Source organism: Streptomyces sp. NPDC048352, from assembly GCF_040651895.1.
In the GTDB taxonomy this organism is placed as follows: Bacteria; Actinomycetota; Actinomycetes; order Streptomycetales; family Streptomycetaceae; genus Streptomyces.
Window position 1 is genome coordinate 81,378 of the sequence record NZ_JBEZKZ010000008.1, and the last position, 16,331, is coordinate 97,708.

Genomic DNA, 16,331 nt, shown 5'->3' on the forward strand with positions numbered 1-16,331 from the left:
GCACAGGGTCAACACCCTGTGAATCTTTCAACAGATCAATGACGATCTTCAGGAGTGGTTCACCGTGTACACGATCGAGATGGCCTACGCGCACATGCGACAGCTCCAGGAGCTGGCCAACCGATCCCGCACCGACCAGCCCGCCGCCGCCCACCGCGTCGACAAGACCCGTCGCCCGGGCAGCACCAAGAAGCGCTGACAGCGCTGCCGCTACTCACGGGGGCGGGCGCTGCCAAGCTCCCCCTCCCAACGGCGGTACAGCCCGTGCGGCACACCCGCCGCGTCGAGCACCCGCCCCGCGACGAAGTCCACGAGGTCCTGGATGTGCGTCGCGCCCGCGTAGAACGCCGGAGAGGCGGGCAGCACGACCGCGCCCGCCTCGTCCAGCGCCACCAGATGCCTCAGCGTCTGTCCGTTCAGCGGGGTCTCCCGCACCGCGACCACCAGCCGGCGCCGCTCCTTGAGCGTCACGCTCGCGACGCGCTGGAGCAGGTCCTTCGACAGCCCGAGCGCCACACCGGCCACACAGGCGGTGGAGGCCGGGACGATCAGCATCCCCTTGACGGGGTACGAACCCGAACTCGGCCCGGCCGCCAGGTCCCCGGCGCCCCAGTGGCGCACGCCGGCGACGTCGAACCCCTCGAAGGTCCCCGGCTTGCCGTCGGCGCCGCGGCCCAGCCACTCCTCGAGGTCCGCGCGCCAGTGCGCGTCCCGGAACGCGATCCCGGTCTCGTCCAGCAGGGTGAGCCGCGAAGCCCGGCTGACCACCAGGTCGACACTCTCGCCCGCCGCCAGCAGCCCCCGGATCACCGCCGCCGCGTACGGCGTCCCGGACGCCCCGGAAACCCCGACCACCCACGGGGTGCGCTTGCCGTCAGTCATACCTCCGAGACTATCCGGCCACGGCGCGAGGGCACTCGGTAAGGTGTGCGCACGTCCCAGAGGGTGGGACGGCACGAGGGGGAACCACCATGAGCACGTCGACCGAGCCGGCCTGGAGCAGAACGGACCGCGCCAAGGCCGCCGCGCAGCTGATGCTGGGCTGGGTGGCGCTGCTGTGGGCGATCGAGGCGGTCGACTACGCCACCGGGCACTCCCTCGACCAGTACGGGATCAGGCCCCGGGACACGGAGCACCTGGTCGGCATCGTCGCGTGCCCGTTCCTGCACTTCGGCTTCGACCACGTGGCGTCCAACAGCATCCCGCTGCTCGTGTTCGGCTTCATCGCGGCGCTGAGCGGCATACGCCGGTTCCTCGCCGTCAGCGGTCTGATCATGCTGGCCGACGGGATCGGCTCCTGGCTGGTCGCCCCGCCGAACACCATCGGAGCCGGAGCTTCGGGCCTGGTCTTCGGCCTCTTCGGCTACGTGGTGGTCCGCGGCTTCGTCGAACGCAAGCCGCTGAACGTGGCGGTGGGCCTCGTGGTCGCCGGGGTGTGGGGCGGAACGATATTCACGGGCATCCTGCCCACGGACTCCGGCATCGCCTGGTACGCCCACCTCATCGGCCTCGCCGCAGGCGTGGCGACGGCCGTGTACTACCGCCGCCCGGCGCCCCGGCAGGCCCTGGCCGCCTAGAAGGCCAGGCCCCGCACCACCAGGTCGGCCAGCGCGCACACGAACAGGGCGATCCCGATGAAGCCGTTGACCGTGAAGAAGGCGCGGTTCAGGCGGGACAGGTCGTGCGGCTTGACGATGGTGTGCTCGTAGAGGAAGGCCGCCACCACGATCAGCAGGCCGGTCCAGAAGAGGACCCCCGCGTCGGTGAGAACGGCGTACCAGGCCAGCAGGCCGGTCGTGACCACGTGCGCGCCGCGGGCGCCCCACAGGGCCGCCGGGACGCCGAAGCGGGCCGGGACCGAGCGGACGCCCTCCGCGCGGTCGGCCGCCACGTCCTGGCAGGCGAAGATCAGGTCGAAGCCGCCGATCCACACGCCCACGGCGAGGCCGAGGACGGCCGCGTCCCAGGACCACTCCCCCGTGATCGCCAGCCAGGCCCCGACCGGGCCCATGGCCTGGGCCAGGCCGAGGATGGCGTGCGGGAAGTCCGTGAAGCGCTTGCCGTACGGGTAGACCACCATCGGCACGACCGCGACCGGCGCCAGCGCCAGGCACAGCGGGTTCAGCAGGGCGGCGGAGCCGAGGAAGACCACCAGCGCGATCCCCGCGCCGGTCCATGCGGAGCGGACCGACACGGCGCCGGTGACCAGTTCGCGGCCGGCGGTGCGGGGGTTGCGGGCGTCGATCTCGCGGTCGATGATCCGGTTCGCGGCCATGGCGAAGGTCCGCAGCCCCACCATGCAGACGGTGACGAGCAGCAGCTCCTTCCAGTGCATGCGCCCGTCGAGCCGGAACATGGCCGTGAGGGCGGCGATGTACGCGAAGGGCAGCGCGAAGACCGAGTGCTCGATCATCACGAGGCGCAGGAAGGCCTTCACCTTGCCGGTGGCCTCCGGGGCGGGCCCGGGTCCCGGAAGGGCTTCGGCGGCGGAGGTCATACGAGGCTCCTGCGGAACGCTTCCAGGTCGGCGCGCAGGGTGCCCACCGCCTCCGGGGCGATCTCCAGGGTGAGCGGGGGCACCTCCTCGCCCTCCGGCGGGGTGATCCGGGCCAGGAAGGCGCAGAACTCCCCGGACGGGCGGCCCTCCAGGCTCAGCACCGGGCCCGCCTCGACGGTGAACGGCTCGGCCGCGGCGAACGCCAGCTCGGCGAGCAGGCGCTCCGCGAAGTCGTCGGCGTCCGCGTCCCGCAGGCCGGGCAGCTCGAAGCCGCCACCGCCGCCGTCCTCCCCCTGCTCCCACATCAGCGCCCAGACGTCGCCGGAGCCGGCGAACTCCTCGGGGCTCACGCCCGCCTGCTCGGCGGCCTCCCGGACATCGGGGTCGGACGGGTCGATCTGCGGGCGCACGAGGGCCACGTAGGTCTCCGGGTCCCCGATGAACAGCTCGGGGCCGGTCACGCCGATGGTGCTCACAGGCCGTACTCCTTCCAGCGGCGGTCCACGAGGGCGGCGGTCGCCGGGTCGGACTCGACCATGTCGGGCCAGCCGCCGTCGCGGGTGTAGCCCTCCTCCGGCAGCTTCTTCGTCGCGTCGATGCCCGCCTTGCCGCCCCAGAACTGCTGGTAGGAGGCGTGGTCCAGGTGGTCCACCGGCCCCTCGACCACGGTCAGGTCGCGGGAGTAGTCGGTGTTGCCGAGAGCCCGCCAGGAGACCTCGTGCAGGTCGTGGACGTCGCAGTCCTTGTCCACCACGATGATCAGCTTGGTCAGCGACATCATGTGGGCGCCCCAGATGGCGTGCATGACCTTCTGCGCGTGCTTGGGGTACTTCTTGTCGATCGAGACGATCGCGCAGTTGTGGAAACCGCCCGACTCGGGGAGGTGGTAGTCCACGATGTCCGGGACGATGATCTTGAGCAGCGGCAGGAAGAAACGCTCCGTCGCGCGGCCCAGCGGGCCGTCCTCGGTCGGCGGCCGGCCGACGACGATCGACTGGAGCAGCGGGCGCTTCCGCATCGTCACGCAGTCGATCTTCAGCGCGGGGAAGGGCTCCTGCGGCGTGTAGAAGCCGGTGTGGTCGCCGAAGGGGCCCTCGGGGAGCATCTCCCCCGGCTCCAGCCAGCCCTCGATGACGACCTCGGCGTTGGCCGGGACCTGGAGCGGGACCGTCTTGCAGTCGACCATCTCGATCCGCTTGCCCGCGACGAAGCCGGCGAAGAGGTACTCGTCGATGTCGCCCGGCAGCGGCGCGGTGGACGCGTACGTCACGGCCGGCGGGCAGCCGAAGGCGATCGCGACCGGCAGCCGCTCGCCGCGGGCGGCGGCGACGGCGTAGTGGTTGCGGCTGTCCTTGTGGATCTGCCAGTGCATGCCGATGGTGCGCTTGTCGTGGCGCTGGAGCCGGTAGAGGCCGAGGTTGCGCACGCCGGTCTCGGGGTGCTTGGTGTGGGTGAGGCCCAGGTTGAAGAAGGAGCCCCCGTCCTTGGGCCAGGTGAAGAGGGCCGGCAGTCGGTCCAGGTCGACGTCGTCGCCGGTGAGGACGACCTCCTGGACGGGCGCGGACTCGCCCTTCACCTTCTTCGGCGGTACGTGGACCATCGAGCCGAGCTTGCCGAAGGCCTCGCGGACGCCGATGAAGCCCTGGGGCAGTTCGGGCTTGAGCAGGCCGCCGATCTTCTCGCTGATCTCGCCGTACGACTTCAGGCCGAGGGCCTTCAGGAGACGGCGGTCGGTCCCGAAGACGTTCATGGCGAGCGGCATCGCCGAGCCCTTGACGTTCTCGAAGAGCAGGGCCGGGCCGCCGGCCTTGTTCACTCTGTCGACGATCTCCCCGACCTCCAGGTACGGGTCGACTTCGGCCTTGATGCGCTTGAGGTCGCCCTCCCGCTCCAGAGCCCGGAGCAGCGAGCGGAGATCGTCGTAAGCCATGGAGCCCAGTATCCGTCACCCCATACCCTGGAACCGTCACCGGGGCCCCGCGCGGGCCCGTCGCCACTTCCCGGGAGTCGGTCCCACACCGTGCTGCGCTATCTGCCGTTCCTGCTGATCATCGCGCTGACCATCTACGCCTTCATCGACTGCCTGAACACCCCGGAGGAGGAGGTCAAGCACCTCCCCAAGACGGTCTGGGTGCTGATCATCCTGCTGTTCTCGATCGTCGGCCCGGTGGTGTGGCTCTTCGCGGGCCGCAAGCGCTCCGTGGTCGGCGGCGGTGGCGGGGGGCGTGCCCGCCGCACGCAGTGGGTGGCGCCCGACGACAACCCGGAGTTCCTGAAGTCCCTGCGCGAGGAGCAGGAGCGGAAGAAGGACGGGGACGGCGGCAAGGGCGAGCCCGGCACGGACAAGGACTAGCAGCCCCGCCGCCGGGGGGTGCGGCCCGGGCCGGTCACTGCGCCCACGGCAGGACGCGGGTGCCCTCGGTGCCGGGCACCGAGACCACACCGTCCGCGCGCATGGCGACGTACGCCTCGAAGGACTCGGGGGCGTGGATCCGGCGGAGCACGTCCGGCGGCAGGACGAGGGTCTGGCCGGCGGACACCTTCTCGGTGCGGCCGTCGCAGCTGACCTCCAGGGAGCCGGCGGTGAGCAGCCAGACCTGCTCGCGGCTGACGGTGTGCTCGGGGCCGGTGGCGCCGGCGGCCATGTCGACGTGCCAGGTGGCGAGTTCGGAGCTGCCGCGGCTGGGGGCGGCGAGGCCGGTCATGGTGGCGTTCGGGGTGGCGGTGACGTTCTCGGGGGAAACGCTGATCACGTGCACGGTGGTGTCCTCTTCCGTTGGCGGTGCGGCGTGCGGATGCATGTGAGTAAAGACCCTTTACTCAAGCGAGTCAAGGGGCTTTACTCGCCTGTGGCACCATGGACGCGTGACCTCCGCAGAAGAGAACCCCGGCACCGAGCTGACCTTCCTCCTCGGGATCGGCTTCCAGCTGATGCTCGGCGAGTTCACCCGGCGCCTCGCCGATGAGGGCTACGCCGACCTGCGCCCCCTGCACGGCATGGCCTTCCAGGCCCTCAAGGGACCCGGCGCCACCGCGAGCGAGCTGGCCGAACGGCTCGGGGTGACCAAGCAGGCCGCCGGGCAGATCGTGGACGACCTGGAGAAGCGCGGCTACGTCCGGCGCGAACCGCACCCCGGCGGCGGACGCCGCAAACTGGTGGTCCTCACCCCGGCCGCCGACCGGCACCTGGCCACCGCCGGGCGGGTCCTGCACCAACTGGAGGCCGAGCTGGCCGCACGGGCCGACCTCGCCGCGCTGCGGGGGGAGCTGGCGCGCGTCATCCGCGCCCTGCACGGGGACGGGGGGCTGCCGCCGCTGCGGCCGGTGTGGTGAGCCTACGTCCGCGAGAAGGACGCGTAGGAGGCGCGCAGCTCGCCCCAGCGGGCGTCGGTCCAGGCCGCCCAGTCGGTCGGATGCCCGGCCAACGCGGCCTCCAGCCGTTCGAGGTGGTCGTGCCAGCCGGCCAGGCAGTCGAGGCGCTCCTGCGCGGAGCCGCCGCGTTCGTTCAGGAAGCGGACCACCGTCGAGTCGGTGCCCACCGCCTCCAGGTGGAAGCGGATCCGGCCGTGCTCGGAGACGGTGTACTCGGCGACCCGCTCGGTGTCCCAGGCCGTGACGTGCCCGGACACCGTGGTGCCGGTGTTCAGCCAGCGCAGGGTGACGGCCCCGCCGAGCCGGCGTTCCAGCACGTCCGCCGCCGCCAGCCAGCCGCGCAGCCCGTCCGGCGTCGTCACGGCGGGCCACAGGGCCTGGTAGCCGTACGGCAGGTGCATCTCGAAGCGGATGGTCCAGCGGCCGGAGCCGTGCGGCTCGCTGGTGGCATGGCTCACAGGAGACATACCACCAGCGTCCCACTCCGGCGGGTCAGACGCCCGCGTACGAGTGCTTGCCGCTGAGCAGGATGTTCACGCCGTAGTAGTTCCAGATCCAGCAGGCGAAGGCGAAGAGCGCCAGATAGGCGGCCTTGCGGCCCTTCCAGCCCGCCGTGGCCCGCGCGTGCAGGTAGCAGGCGTACGCCACCCAGGTCACGAAGGACCAGACCTCCTTCGGGTCCCAGCCCCAGTAGCGGCCCCAGGCGTCGCCCGCCCAGATGGCGCCCGCGACGATGGTGAAGGTCCACAGCGGGAAGACGGCCGCGTTGATCCGGTAGGAGAACTTGTCGAGCGAGGCCGCCGAGGGCAGCCGCTCCAGCACCGAGGTCCGGAACCGGCCCGGGGTGCGGCCGGCCTCCAGGTGGCTCTCGTAGCTGTCGCGGAACAGGTAGAGGACCGCGCCGGCCGCGCCGATGTAGAAGACGGCGCCGCAGAAGATGGCGGTGGAGACGTGGATCCACAGCCAGTACGAGTGCAGGGCCGGCACCAGCTGGTCACTGGCGGTGTACAGCCAGGTCGTGGCGATGCCGAGGTCCAGCAGGACGGTGGTGACCAGGATCAGGCCGAGCCAGCGGACGTTCTTCTTCAGCGCCAGGAGCATCAGGTACGCGCCGACCGCGACCGTGGAGAAGGTCACCGAGAACTCGTACATGTTGCCCCAGGGGGCCCGCTGCACCGACATCGCGCGGGCGACCACGCCGGCCGCCTCGATGAGGAAGCCGAGCACGGTCAGCGAGACCGCGATGCGCCCGTACAGGTCGCCCTGCTCGGTGCCGCCCGCCGCGCCGGGGCCGTCGGGGACGTCCCGGGTGCCGGACGCGGAGCGGGTGACGACCTCCGGCCTGTCGAGGACGGCCGTCGCGCCACCCTTGGTCCGCACCCGCACGGCGGGCGCCGCACCGGCCGCGGCCGTCGGCGCCGTCAGCGCGGCGGCCGTACGGCCCACCTTGCTGCGGCTGCCGAAGACCCACTCGGTGATGTGCGCGAGGAAGGCGAGCGTGTAGACCGCCATCGACGCGTACACCAGCTTGTTGCTGAGATCGGCGAGGCTCTCGTTCGTCGCCGCCGCGAGCAGCGTCGTCATGCGCGCTCCCCCTCTTCTTCCTCTGTGGTTACGGCTTGCACGGGGCTCGGCGCCCGTTCGTACAGGGCGGCGCAGAGCACCGACAGCTCCTCCGGCAGCTTCGCCGACTCGCTGCGGCCCAGGCCCGCCATCTCCACGACGGTCAGGCCGTCCTCGCCCCGGACCGCACGGACCCAGATCCGGCGGCGCTGGATGAACAGGGACGCGGCCAGACCGCCGATGGCGACGACCGCACCCGCGAGGGCCAGCCCGTTGCCGGGCTGCTGGGTGACCGAGAAGGTGGCCCAGCGCTCGATGCCCTCGAACTTCACGGTGCCCGCGCCGTCCGGCAGGGTCATCGTCTCGCCCGGCAGCAGCCGCTGCTTGAACAGCTCGCCCTCGGGGTTCTTGAACTCCTGCATCTTGGAGGTGTTCAGCTGGTACACGTTCTGCGGCAGGCCCGCGTCCACACCCAGGCTGCCGTGGTAGGCGCTGAGGGCGAGGACCGGGAAGTCCAGGGCGGGGAACTGCGAGAGCATCGTGCCCTTGCCGGCTCCGGCGAAGGTCGGCACGAACATGGCGTTGAAGCCGAGCTGCTCCTTGTCGCCGTTCTTGTTGCGGTAGCCGTCCGGGACCTTGACCGCGCCCGAGGAACTCAGGTTGGCGTCGAAGGGCAGCATCGGCACGGCGTCCTTGTAGATCACCTTGCCGGAGGGGTCGGACACCGAGATGACCGGCGCGTAGCCGTGGCCCAGCAGGAAGACCTTGGAGCCGTCGATCTCCAGCGGCTTGTTGACCTCGATCTCGGCCTGCTTCGGCCGGCCGTGCGCGCCCTCGCTGTAGGTGACGTACGCCTTGAAGTCGCGCGGGGTGCCCTTCTGCGGGCCGCTCTTCTCGTACGTCGCGTCGAACCGGTCCAGGGTGAACGAGAACGGCGGCAGGCTGTCCGGTGAGAAGAGGCTGCCGTACTTGAAGTCGTCGTACTGGGTGAGCGTGTTGGCGAAGCCCTTGCCGCGCAGGACGAGCTTGCCGCCCTCGGACTTGAAGAGCTGCCCGGCCGCGAAGGCCACCAGCAGCACGATCAGGGCGATGTGGAAGGCCAGGTTCCCGGCCTCGCGCAGGTAGCCCTTCTCGGCGGCGACGGCATCGCCGACCGGCTCCGTACGGAAGCGCCGCTTGCGCAGCAGGGTCCTCGCCTCGGAGAGCACCTCGTCCGGGGAGGCCTCCGTACGCCACGCCGCGTACGCCGGCAGCCGCTCCAGGCGGCGCGGCGCGCCCGGCGGGCGGCCGGTGAGCTGGCCGACGAACTGCCAGGTGCGCGGGACGATGCAGCCGATCAGCGACACGAACAGCAGGATGTAGATCGCGGAGAACCACACCGAGCTGTAGACGTCGAAGAGCTGGAGCTTCTCGGCGACCGGCACCCAGAACTGGTGGTCCTTCTTCCACTGGGCGACCTTCATCGGGTCGACCTGCGTCTGGGGGACGAGGGAGCCGGGGATGGAGCCGAGGGAGAGCAGGAAGAGCAGGATCAGCGCCACCCGCATGGAGGTGAGCTGGCGCCAGAACCAGCGGATCCAGCCGGTGACCCCGATGCCGACGGGGGTGGCCGCGCCGTCCTCGACGGGGGCGGTGGAGAGCTGCGCTCCGGCTGCGGCGTCGTCGTGCGGCGTGCCGGAGTCGTTCGGCGTGCCGCCGGAGTCGTTGGGCGTGCCGGAGTCGTTCGGCGCCTCGGCGGGCGCCTTGTCGGTCGTACTCATGTCCGTGTAGTCCTCAGATCCCCACCGTGAAGCCGTTCGTCCAGCTCTGCATCTCGTTGACGATGCCGCCCCACAGTCCCGTGACGAGCAGCAGACCGGTGACGATCAGCATGCCGCCGCCGATGCGCATCACCCACGCGTAGTGCTTCTTGACCCATCCGAACGCCCCGAGCGCCTTGCGGAAGGCGATCGCCGCGAGGATGAAGGGGAGGCCGAGGCCCAAGCAGTAGACCACCATCAGCAGTGCGCCGCGCCCGGCACTGGCCTGGTCGATGGAGAGCGTGTTGACGGCGGCGAGGGTGGGGCCCATGCACGGGGTCCAGCCGATGCCGAAGAGCACGCCGAGCACGGGCGCCCCGAGCAGGCCGGCCGTCGGCTTCCTGTGGAAGCGGAACTCCCGCATGGTCAGCCCCGGGATCGCCCCCATGAAGAACAGGCCGAGCAGGATCACCAGACCGCCCATGACCCGGGTGACGATCTCCTTGTTCTCCCCCTGGAAGACGTCGCCGAACTGGCCGAAGAGCGCGCCCGTCGAGACGAAGACGGCGGTGAAGCCGAGGACGAACAGGCTCGCGCCCGCCAGCATCCGCCCGCGCCGGGCCTCGGCGAGGTCGGCACCGCTGACGCCGGTGACGTAGGAGAGGTAGCCGGGCACGAGCGGGAGCACGCAGGGGGAGAAGAACGACACCAGCCCGGCGAGCAGCGCGATCGGCAGGGCCAGCAGGAGCGCGCCGCTGAGGACCGTGGTGTTCACGCCGGTCGCCTCGGCGGCGAGGAGGAGGTGCGGGTCCACGCGCTCACTGCTCCGCGAGGAGCGGGTCGATCATCGAGCGCAGCTGCTCCTCGTTGACCGCGACGAGGGTGCGGGCGGCGATCCTGCCCTGCTTGTCGAGGACGATCGTGGAGGGGATGGACTGCGCGTTGAGCGTGCCCTTGGGGAAGCGGAGCATCAGCTTGCCGTCCGGGTCGTAGAGGCTCGGGTAGGTGATCCCGAAGTTCTCCTCGAAGGCGGCGGCGTTCTGCTTGCTGTTGTCGCGGGTGTTGATCCCGACGAAGGCGACGTCCTTGCCGGCGTCGGCCATCTCCTTGGAGACCTTCGCGAAGTACGGGGCCTCGGCGCGGCAGGGCGGGCACCAGGAGCCCCAGACGTTGAGGACGACGACCTTGCCCTTGAGGGCGGTGGTGTCGAGCGTCTTGCCGTCGACGGTGTCCCCGTCGAGCTTGGGGGCGTCGGTGCGGTCGGCCTTGGCGACGGTGGAGATGCCGCTGGGGCCCGTCACGTAGTTCCCCCCGCCGGAACCGGCCGGCTTGCCTCCGCTGCCGGAATCACCGCAGGCCGACAGGGTCAGGGCACTCGCGAGGGTGATCGCGGTCAGCAGGACGGCGCGGCCGCTGGTCGAGCGGCGGTTGGTTCGACGGTCACGCGCGCGGCTAAGGCTCATGTGAAAAGTTTCGCATGACCGATTTGCGGATCTTCCGCACCCCCCAGCGCCCCATGAACCCCCAGGTCAACCTCAAACCCAACCCGGCGGCCTCCAGCCCCGCCGGCGTTCGAGGCGCGGGGGTCCGGGGCGCAGCCCCGCGGGGTCCGGGGCGCAGCCCCGCGGGATCCGGGGCGCAGCCCCGCGGGATCCGGGGCGCAGCCCCGCGGGATCCGGGGCGCAGCCCCGCGGGATCCGGGGCACAGCCCCGCGGGATCCGGGGCGCAGCCCCGGGGAACGGGCGAAGGGCGGGTAGGGGAACCCAGCCCCGCGCAGCGGCGCCCACGGCCCCGCACCCCGCCCCCGGGACCGCCCCGCCGGGTCCGGGGCCCGGGGCTACGCCCCGAACGCCTTCGACTTGCCCTTCACCGGCTTGGCGCCCGCCAGCAGATGCGCCGGCACCAGGTCCCGCGCCGGCTCGCTGTACCCGACCGACACCAGCTTGTCGCCCTGGTACGTGAACGACGTCAGCGACGCCAGCGTGCACTGCCGCCGCCGCGGGTCGTGCCACAGCCGCCGCCGCTCCGCGAAGCTCCGTACGATCCAGATCGGCAGCTGGTGGCTGACCGCCACCGCCTCGTGCCCGCGCGCCGCGTCCCTCGCCGCCTCGATCGCACTCATCATCCGTACGACCTGCTCGACGTACGGCTCGCCCCACGACGGCTTGAACGGGTTCGTCAGGTGCTTCCAGTTGCCCGGCTTGCGCAGCGCCCCGTCACCGACGCCGAAGGTCTTGCCCTCGAAGACGTTGCCGGCCTCGATCAGCCGGCCGTCGGTGGCCAGTTCCAGGCCGTGCACCTTCGCGATCGGCGCGGCCGTCTCCTGCGCCCGCTCCAGCGGCGAGGCCACCACGTACGTGACGTCCCGGCCCTGGAGGTGCTCGGCGACCCGGTCGGCCATCTGCCGGCCCAGCTCGGAGAGGTGGTAGCCGGAGCGGCGCCCGTACAGGACCCCGTCCGGGTTGTGCACCTCGCCGTGCCGCATCACGTGGACGACGGTGATGTCGCTCATGCGCTCGCCTCCGCGGCGGCACGCGCGGCGGCCGGCAGCGCGGCCGCGACGCGCTCGACGGCCCGCTCGTCGTGAGCGGTGGACACGAACCAGGACTCGAACGCCGACGGCGGCAGGTAGACGCCCTGCGACAGCATCGAGTGGAAGAACGCGTTGAAGCGGAACCCTTCCTGCTTCTTCGCGTCGTCGTAGTTGCGGACCGGGTCCGCGGTGAAGAACACCGAGAACATGTTGGAGGCGGTCTGCAGCCGGTGCGCCACGCCCTCCTTGCTCAGCGCCGCCGTCACCAGGCCCTGGATCTCCTTCGAGACCGCGTCGACCTTGTCGTACGCCGCCCCGTCCAGCAGCCGCAGCTGCGCGAGGCCGGCGGCGGTGGCGACCGGGTTGCCGGAGAGCGTGCCCGCCTGGTAGACGGGGCCGGCCGGGGCCAGGTGCCCCATGACGTCCGCGCGGCCACCGAACGCCGCCGCCGGGAAGCCGCCGCCCATGACCTTGCCGAAGGTCATCAGGTCGGGCTTGACCCCGTCCACCCCGTACCAGCCGGCGCGGGAGGTACGGAATCCGGTCATCACCTCGTCCGAGATGTACAGCGCGCCGTTCTCGCGGCACAGGTCGGCCAGGCCCTGGTTGAAACCCTCGCCGGGGGTGACGACGCCCATGTTGCCCGGCGCGGCCTCCGTGATCACGCAGGCGATCTCGCCGGGGTGCGCGGCGAAGGCGGCCCGGACGGCGTCGAGGTCGTTGTAGGGGAGCACGATCGTGTCGCCGGCCTGCGCGCCCGTCACCCCGGGGGTGTCGGGCAGGGCGAAGGTGGCCAGGCCGGAACCGGCGGCGGCCAGCAGCGCGTCGACGTGTCCGTGGTAGCAGCCGGCGAACTTCACGACCTTGGCGCGGCCGGTGAAGCCCCGGGCCAGCCGGATCGCCGACATGGTCGCCTCGGTGCCCGAGGACACCAGGCGCACCTGCTCGACGGGCTCGATACGGGCCACGATCTCCTCGGCGAGGGCGACCTCGCCCTCACCGGGCGTGCCGAAGGAGGTGCCGCGGGCGACGGCCGCCTGCACCGCCTCGATCACCTCGGGGTGGGAGTGGCCGAGAATCATCGGCCCCCACGAGCAGACCAGGTCGACGTACTCACGCCCGTCGGCATCGGTCAGGTAGGGACCGGTACCGGACACCATGAACCGGGGCGTACCGCCCACGGCACGGAAGGCGCGTACGGGAGAGTTCACGCCGCCGGGGGTCACGAGGGACGCGCGCTCGAAGAGCGTCTGCGAAACTGGGGCTTCATACGGGTACGGGTAGCTCACACCAGCCATGGTCTCAGAGGCCGCGACAGACTTGCGGACGGGCGTTTCACCGCGCCGCCGCGGGGGAGGTCACTGCCATGATGATCAGGCTGCGTGGCGGGGGCCGCGGGGCCGGGGCAGGCAATACGTGTCGGGTGGAGATATGCAACGCGGTGGTGGACCGGGCGAGGGTACGGACGGCCTCGACCCGCAGCGCGCCCGCGAAGCCCGCCGACGCGGCAGGCACCGGCGGCGCGGCGCCGAGGCCGTCGATCCCGTACCGGGGCTGCCCCGTGCGCCGGGCGGCGAGGCCGACGCGGCGGCGGACGACGCGGACGACACCGGCGGCCTGCCCAAGGGCCGCGGTATGGGAGTGACGTACAAGTACTTCGGCGCCCCCGACGGCGCGACGGCCGCGCGGGTGCCGCAGACGATGCGGCCCGAGGAACTGGGCGGCGACGAGCTCGGCATGGGCGGCATGTTCACCAAGATCAAGCCGGAGACGATGGCCGCGATGGTCCTGACCGGCATCGAGGGCATACCGCTGCACAAGGTGCCCCCGCTGGAACTGGTCGTCCTGCACCCCGACTACGCGGTGGTCAAGCTGCCGATGACGGTGGTCGACCCGCTGCGCGGGGTGGGCGAGGAGTCGGTGGGAGCGGCCGCGTTCATCTGGTCGACGGTCCCCGACCGGGGCGGCCCGCGCGACGCCTTCAACGTCTACCAGCTGCTGCACGAATGGCAGGACTTCTCCCACCGCCTCCACGAGAACGGCCACCAGGCGTACTGCCTCGTCTGGCCCTGAGGCGGGCCGCGCCGGCCGGGGCGTCAGACCGGGGCGTCAGGCCGGGGCGTCAGGCCGGGGCGTCAGGTCGGGGCGGGGCGTCAGGCCGCGTCGCGCGCGGCGGCGTTCTCCTGCCACTGGCGGCCGATCGCCTTGATCAGCGCCGGATACACGCCCAGGTAGCGGAAGGGCTTGATGGCGGCCATGTACACGAGGCCGAGCAGCCCGTTGGGCTTGACCAGGACGGCCATCTGGCCGCGGTGGCCGCCCCGCCCGTCCGGCACCCAGCCGATGTGCATGATCCCGTGCACGGTCTTGTTGCCCATCTCCGCGGCCCACTCGTCGTGCGTCTGGTAGACGGAGGTGAAGGGGAGCGCCTGGAGGTCGGGGCCCTGCGGCCCCTCGGCGAGGTCCGCCGGCAGCCGCTCCCGCAGCGAGCGCACCCGGCCGCCGACGCCGTCGCCGGGCTTGTCCCAGCCGAGCAGCGCGCCGAGCTTCCAGCGGACGGCGAAGAGGATCCGGTAGGCGGGGGCGGAGATCCCGGAGGTCTGGCTGGGGCCCTGCGCGAACTGGGCCACCAGCCGCGCGAGGTCGTCCGGGCCGCCCGGGGTGGGCAGGGCCCACACGTCCTCGAGCTGGAAGTCGCCTGCGATCTCGTGGATCCGCCAGGGCCGGGAGGTGTGGGCGGAACTGGGGAGTTTCATGGCGTGCCCCTCATCTATACGATGCCGTATAGATGAGGCTAGACCTGTCTGTACGCACCCGTACAGATCATCGGCACGTGACGGGAGACACACCATGGCCACCGCCCGCACGCCCCGCGGCAAGTGGATCGAGCAGGGCCTGCGCGCCCTCGCCGCCGGCGGCCCGGACGCCGTCCGCGTCGAGGCGCTGGCGCAGGCGCTCGGCGTCAGCAAGGGCGGCTTCTACGGGTACTTCCGCAACCGCGACGCGCTGCTGGAGGAGATGCTCGACACGTGGGAACACGAGGTCGCGGACGGGGTGATCCAGCAGACCGAGGGCGCGGGCGGTGACGCGCGGGCCAAGCTGGAGCGGCTGTTCACCATCGTCGAGGAGTCGGCCGACGGGCCGGTGCGGGGGACGGCGGTCGACCTGGCGGTCCGCGACTGGGCCCGGCGCGACGCGGCCGTCGCGGCGCGGCTGCGCCGTGTCGACAACCGGAGGATGGACTACCTGCGGGAGCTGTTCGGCGCGTTCTGCCCGGACCCGGACGACGTGGAGGTCCGCTGCCTGATGGCGTTCTCCCTGCGGATCGGCGGCCGGTTCATCGCCGTCGACCACGGCGGACGCAGCCCCGCCGACATGCTGGCCCTCACCCGCCACTGGCTCCTCCGCCCCCCACCGCCGTAACCCCTCCACCGCCCAGCCCCACCCGCCGCCCGTCGGGCCACCGGGCCCCGGTGCGGGCGGTGTGGCGCTGCGCGGAGCCGGAGATCCCCTACCCGCCCTTCCACCGTTCCCCGGGACTCCGCCCCGGACCCCGCGCAGCGGCACGCCACCCGTAGGCGACCGTCGGTACCCGCCCCGGCCCGTGACCCCGCCCGGCCGGTCGACGGACGGAGTCCGGCGCAGCGGCGCGAAGCCCGGGAAGCGCGCCGGCGCTGAGCGGTGCGAGCGGTGCGTTCAGGGGGACACGGTCAGGATCAGGCGGCCTCGGGTGCCCGGGGTGGCGAGGGCCGTGTGGGCCTTGGCGGCCTCGGAGAGGTCGAAGGTGCCCGCCACGCGGAGCGTCAGCGCGCCGGCGTCGACCAGGGCGGACAGCCGGGCCAACAGGGCGCCGTCCGGGGCGACCTCCTGCTCCTCCACCCGGATCCCCCGCTCCGCGGCCGGCGCCGCGCCCGGGATCAGGCCCACGTACGCACCGCCCTCGCGGACGAAGCCCAGCGCCGTCTCCCCCAGCACCGCCGCGTCCAGGACCCCGTCGACCGGCTCCGCCGGAGCCGACCCGCGCGGCACGAACCCGGCCGCGCCCAGGGAGCGTACGAACTCCTCGTCCCCCTCGCCCGCGAGGGCCGTCACCACCAGGCCCGCCCGCGCGGCCAGCTGGACCGCGAGGCCGCCGACCACACCGGCCGCGCCGGTGATCAGGACCGAGTCGCCCGGGGCGAGCCCCAGCAGGTCCACCGCGCGGGCGGCGGTCAGCCCGCTCAGCGGGAGCGCCGCCGCGGCCGTGTCGTCCACCGATGCGGGGGCCGCCGCCACCGCCGAGGCGTCCAGCACCACGTACTCGGCGTGCGTCCCGAGCGGCTTCACCGGGCCGTAGTGCAGCCCGACCACCCTGCGGCCCTCCGCCCAGCCGTCCACCCCGGGGCCGACCGCGTCGATCTCGCCCGCCACGTCCCAGCCGAGCCCGAGCCGCTGTCCGGCCCCGCCGAAGACGCCGGCGCGGACGGCGCCGTCCACCGGGTTCAGCCCGGCCGCCCGGACCCGGACGCGGACCTGGCCGGCCGCCGGCTGGGGAACCGCCACCTCGGCCAGCTCCACCCGCTCCGGCCCGCCGAAGGTGGTGACCACCGCTGCCCGCATGCCGCGGGTCCGCTGCTGCTCGCTCAT

20 protein-coding genes are annotated in these 16,331 nt (G+C 72.3%); 6 read left to right on the top strand and 14 right to left on the bottom strand.

Translation table 11 applies throughout. From position 1 onward, the window contains the following. Window positions 1-64: 64 nt before the first annotated feature. The gene (locus AB0D45_RS07110) at window positions 65-199 is read left to right on the top strand and encodes a hypothetical protein (protein WP_361597152.1); all 135 of its coding nucleotides are present in this window, start codon (window positions 65-67) and stop codon (window positions 197-199) included. A gap of 11 nt (window positions 200-210) precedes the next feature. On the opposite strand, the gene AB0D45_RS07115 is transcribed toward AB0D45_RS07110, so the two are convergent. Next, a complete protein-coding gene (locus AB0D45_RS07115) occupies window positions 211-882 on the bottom strand; it encodes a UbiX family flavin prenyltransferase (protein ID WP_361597149.1) in 672 nt (223 codons plus the stop codon). Between the two features lie 89 nt (window positions 883-971). Here AB0D45_RS07115 and AB0D45_RS07120 point away from each other — a divergent pair, with 89 nt between their 5' ends. Continuing rightward, on the top strand, window positions 972-1,577 hold the full coding sequence (locus tag AB0D45_RS07120) for a rhomboid family intramembrane serine protease (RefSeq protein WP_362455724.1): 606 nt from the start codon (window positions 972-974) through the stop codon (window positions 1,575-1,577). On the opposite strand, the gene mqnP is transcribed toward AB0D45_RS07120, so the two are convergent. The 3 genes from mqnP to AB0D45_RS07135 are packed head-to-tail and all read right to left on the bottom strand — an operon-like array spanning window position 1,574 to window position 4,427. Next, window positions 1,574-2,497 (bottom strand): menaquinone biosynthesis prenyltransferase MqnP, encoded by a 924-nt coding sequence (gene mqnP, locus AB0D45_RS07125; protein ID WP_362455726.1) that lies wholly within the window; start codon window positions 2,495-2,497, stop codon window positions 1,574-1,576. The genes AB0D45_RS07120 and mqnP overlap by 4 nt on opposite strands. Beyond that, a complete protein-coding gene (locus AB0D45_RS07130; protein WP_362455728.1) occupies window positions 2,494-2,973 on the bottom strand; it encodes a hypothetical protein in 480 nt (159 codons plus the stop codon). The genes mqnP and AB0D45_RS07130 overlap by 4 nt, the downstream gene beginning before the upstream one ends. After that, window positions 2,970-4,427, bottom strand: coding sequence for a menaquinone biosynthesis decarboxylase (locus AB0D45_RS07135; protein WP_125595376.1), 1,458 nt, complete (start codon window positions 4,425-4,427; stop codon window positions 2,970-2,972). Before AB0D45_RS07135 ends, AB0D45_RS07130 begins: the two co-directional genes overlap by 4 nt. 90 nt (window positions 4,428-4,517) lie before the next feature. On the opposite strand from AB0D45_RS07135, the gene AB0D45_RS07140 reads away from it, so the two are divergent. Further along, the gene (locus tag AB0D45_RS07140) at window positions 4,518-4,850 is read left to right on the top strand and encodes a PLD nuclease N-terminal domain-containing protein (RefSeq protein ID WP_362455730.1); all 333 of its coding nucleotides are present in this window, start codon (window positions 4,518-4,520) and stop codon (window positions 4,848-4,850) included. 34 nt (window positions 4,851-4,884) lie between these two features. Here AB0D45_RS07140 and AB0D45_RS07145 read toward each other — a convergent pair whose 3' ends face one another. Continuing rightward, window positions 4,885-5,250 (bottom strand): cupin domain-containing protein, encoded by a 366-nt coding sequence (locus AB0D45_RS07145; protein ID WP_362455731.1) that lies wholly within the window; start codon window positions 5,248-5,250, stop codon window positions 4,885-4,887. A 112-nt stretch (window positions 5,251-5,362) separates the two neighbouring features. Here AB0D45_RS07145 and AB0D45_RS07150 point away from each other — a divergent pair, with 112 nt between their 5' ends. Next, window positions 5,363-5,830 carry a MarR family transcriptional regulator gene (locus AB0D45_RS07150; protein WP_362455733.1) on the top strand — a complete coding sequence of 156 codons (468 nt, stop codon included), beginning with the start codon at window positions 5,363-5,365 and terminating at the stop codon, window positions 5,828-5,830. A 2-nt stretch (window positions 5,831-5,832) separates the two neighbouring features. Here AB0D45_RS07150 and AB0D45_RS07155 read toward each other — a convergent pair whose 3' ends face one another. From AB0D45_RS07155 to hemL, 7 genes are all read right to left on the bottom strand, one after another. Continuing rightward, on the bottom strand, window positions 5,833-6,336 hold the full coding sequence (locus AB0D45_RS07155) for an SRPBCC domain-containing protein (RefSeq protein ID WP_361597123.1): 504 nt from the start codon (window positions 6,334-6,336) through the stop codon (window positions 5,833-5,835). A 25-nt stretch (window positions 6,337-6,361) separates the two neighbouring features. Further along, entirely contained in the window at window positions 6,362-7,453 is a 1,092-nt protein-coding gene (gene ccsB / locus AB0D45_RS07160; RefSeq protein ID WP_362455735.1) for a c-type cytochrome biogenesis protein CcsB, read from the bottom strand. Further along, a complete protein-coding gene (locus AB0D45_RS07165) occupies window positions 7,450-9,192 on the bottom strand; it encodes a cytochrome c biogenesis protein ResB (RefSeq protein WP_362455736.1) in 1,743 nt (580 codons plus the stop codon). Before AB0D45_RS07165 ends, ccsB begins: the two co-directional genes overlap by 4 nt. A 13-nt stretch (window positions 9,193-9,205) precedes the next feature. Continuing rightward, on the bottom strand, window positions 9,206-9,985 hold the full coding sequence (locus tag AB0D45_RS07170; protein WP_362455738.1) for a cytochrome c biogenesis protein CcdA: 780 nt from the start codon (window positions 9,983-9,985) through the stop codon (window positions 9,206-9,208). Between the two features lie 4 nt (window positions 9,986-9,989). Next, on the bottom strand, window positions 9,990-10,634 hold the full coding sequence (locus tag AB0D45_RS07175) for a TlpA disulfide reductase family protein (protein WP_361597111.1): 645 nt from the start codon (window positions 10,632-10,634) through the stop codon (window positions 9,990-9,992). A gap of 375 nt (window positions 10,635-11,009) precedes the next feature. Beyond that, window positions 11,010-11,684 carry a histidine phosphatase family protein gene (locus AB0D45_RS07180; protein ID WP_361597108.1) on the bottom strand — a complete coding sequence of 225 codons (675 nt, stop codon included), beginning with the start codon at window positions 11,682-11,684 and terminating at the stop codon, window positions 11,010-11,012. After that, window positions 11,681-13,003: a glutamate-1-semialdehyde 2,1-aminomutase gene (gene hemL / locus AB0D45_RS07185; RefSeq protein WP_362455739.1), complete on the bottom strand. Its 1,323-nt coding sequence runs from the start codon at window positions 13,001-13,003 to the stop codon at window positions 11,681-11,683. The genes AB0D45_RS07180 and hemL overlap by 4 nt, the downstream gene beginning before the upstream one ends. 337 nt (window positions 13,004-13,340) lie before the next feature. Here hemL and AB0D45_RS07190 point away from each other — a divergent pair, with 337 nt between their 5' ends. Further along, entirely contained in the window at window positions 13,341-13,778 is a 438-nt protein-coding gene (locus AB0D45_RS07190; RefSeq protein ID WP_007264729.1) for a hypothetical protein, read from the top strand. Window positions 13,779-13,858: 80 nt separating this feature from the next. Here AB0D45_RS07190 and AB0D45_RS07195 read toward each other — a convergent pair whose 3' ends face one another. After that, a complete protein-coding gene (locus tag AB0D45_RS07195; protein WP_362455741.1) occupies window positions 13,859-14,461 on the bottom strand; it encodes a DUF2867 domain-containing protein in 603 nt (200 codons plus the stop codon). A 94-nt stretch (window positions 14,462-14,555) separates the two neighbouring features. On the opposite strand from AB0D45_RS07195, the gene AB0D45_RS07200 reads away from it, so the two are divergent. Continuing rightward, window positions 14,556-15,128, top strand: a complete 573-nt coding sequence (locus AB0D45_RS07200) for a TetR/AcrR family transcriptional regulator (protein ID WP_362455742.1) — start codon at window positions 14,556-14,558, stop codon at window positions 15,126-15,128. A gap of 273 nt (window positions 15,129-15,401) precedes the next feature. Here AB0D45_RS07200 and AB0D45_RS07205 read toward each other — a convergent pair whose 3' ends face one another. Then, window positions 15,402-16,304, bottom strand: coding sequence for an NADP-dependent oxidoreductase (locus AB0D45_RS07205; RefSeq protein ID WP_362455812.1), 903 nt, complete (start codon window positions 16,302-16,304; stop codon window positions 15,402-15,404). Window positions 16,305-16,331: the final 27 nt, after the last annotated feature.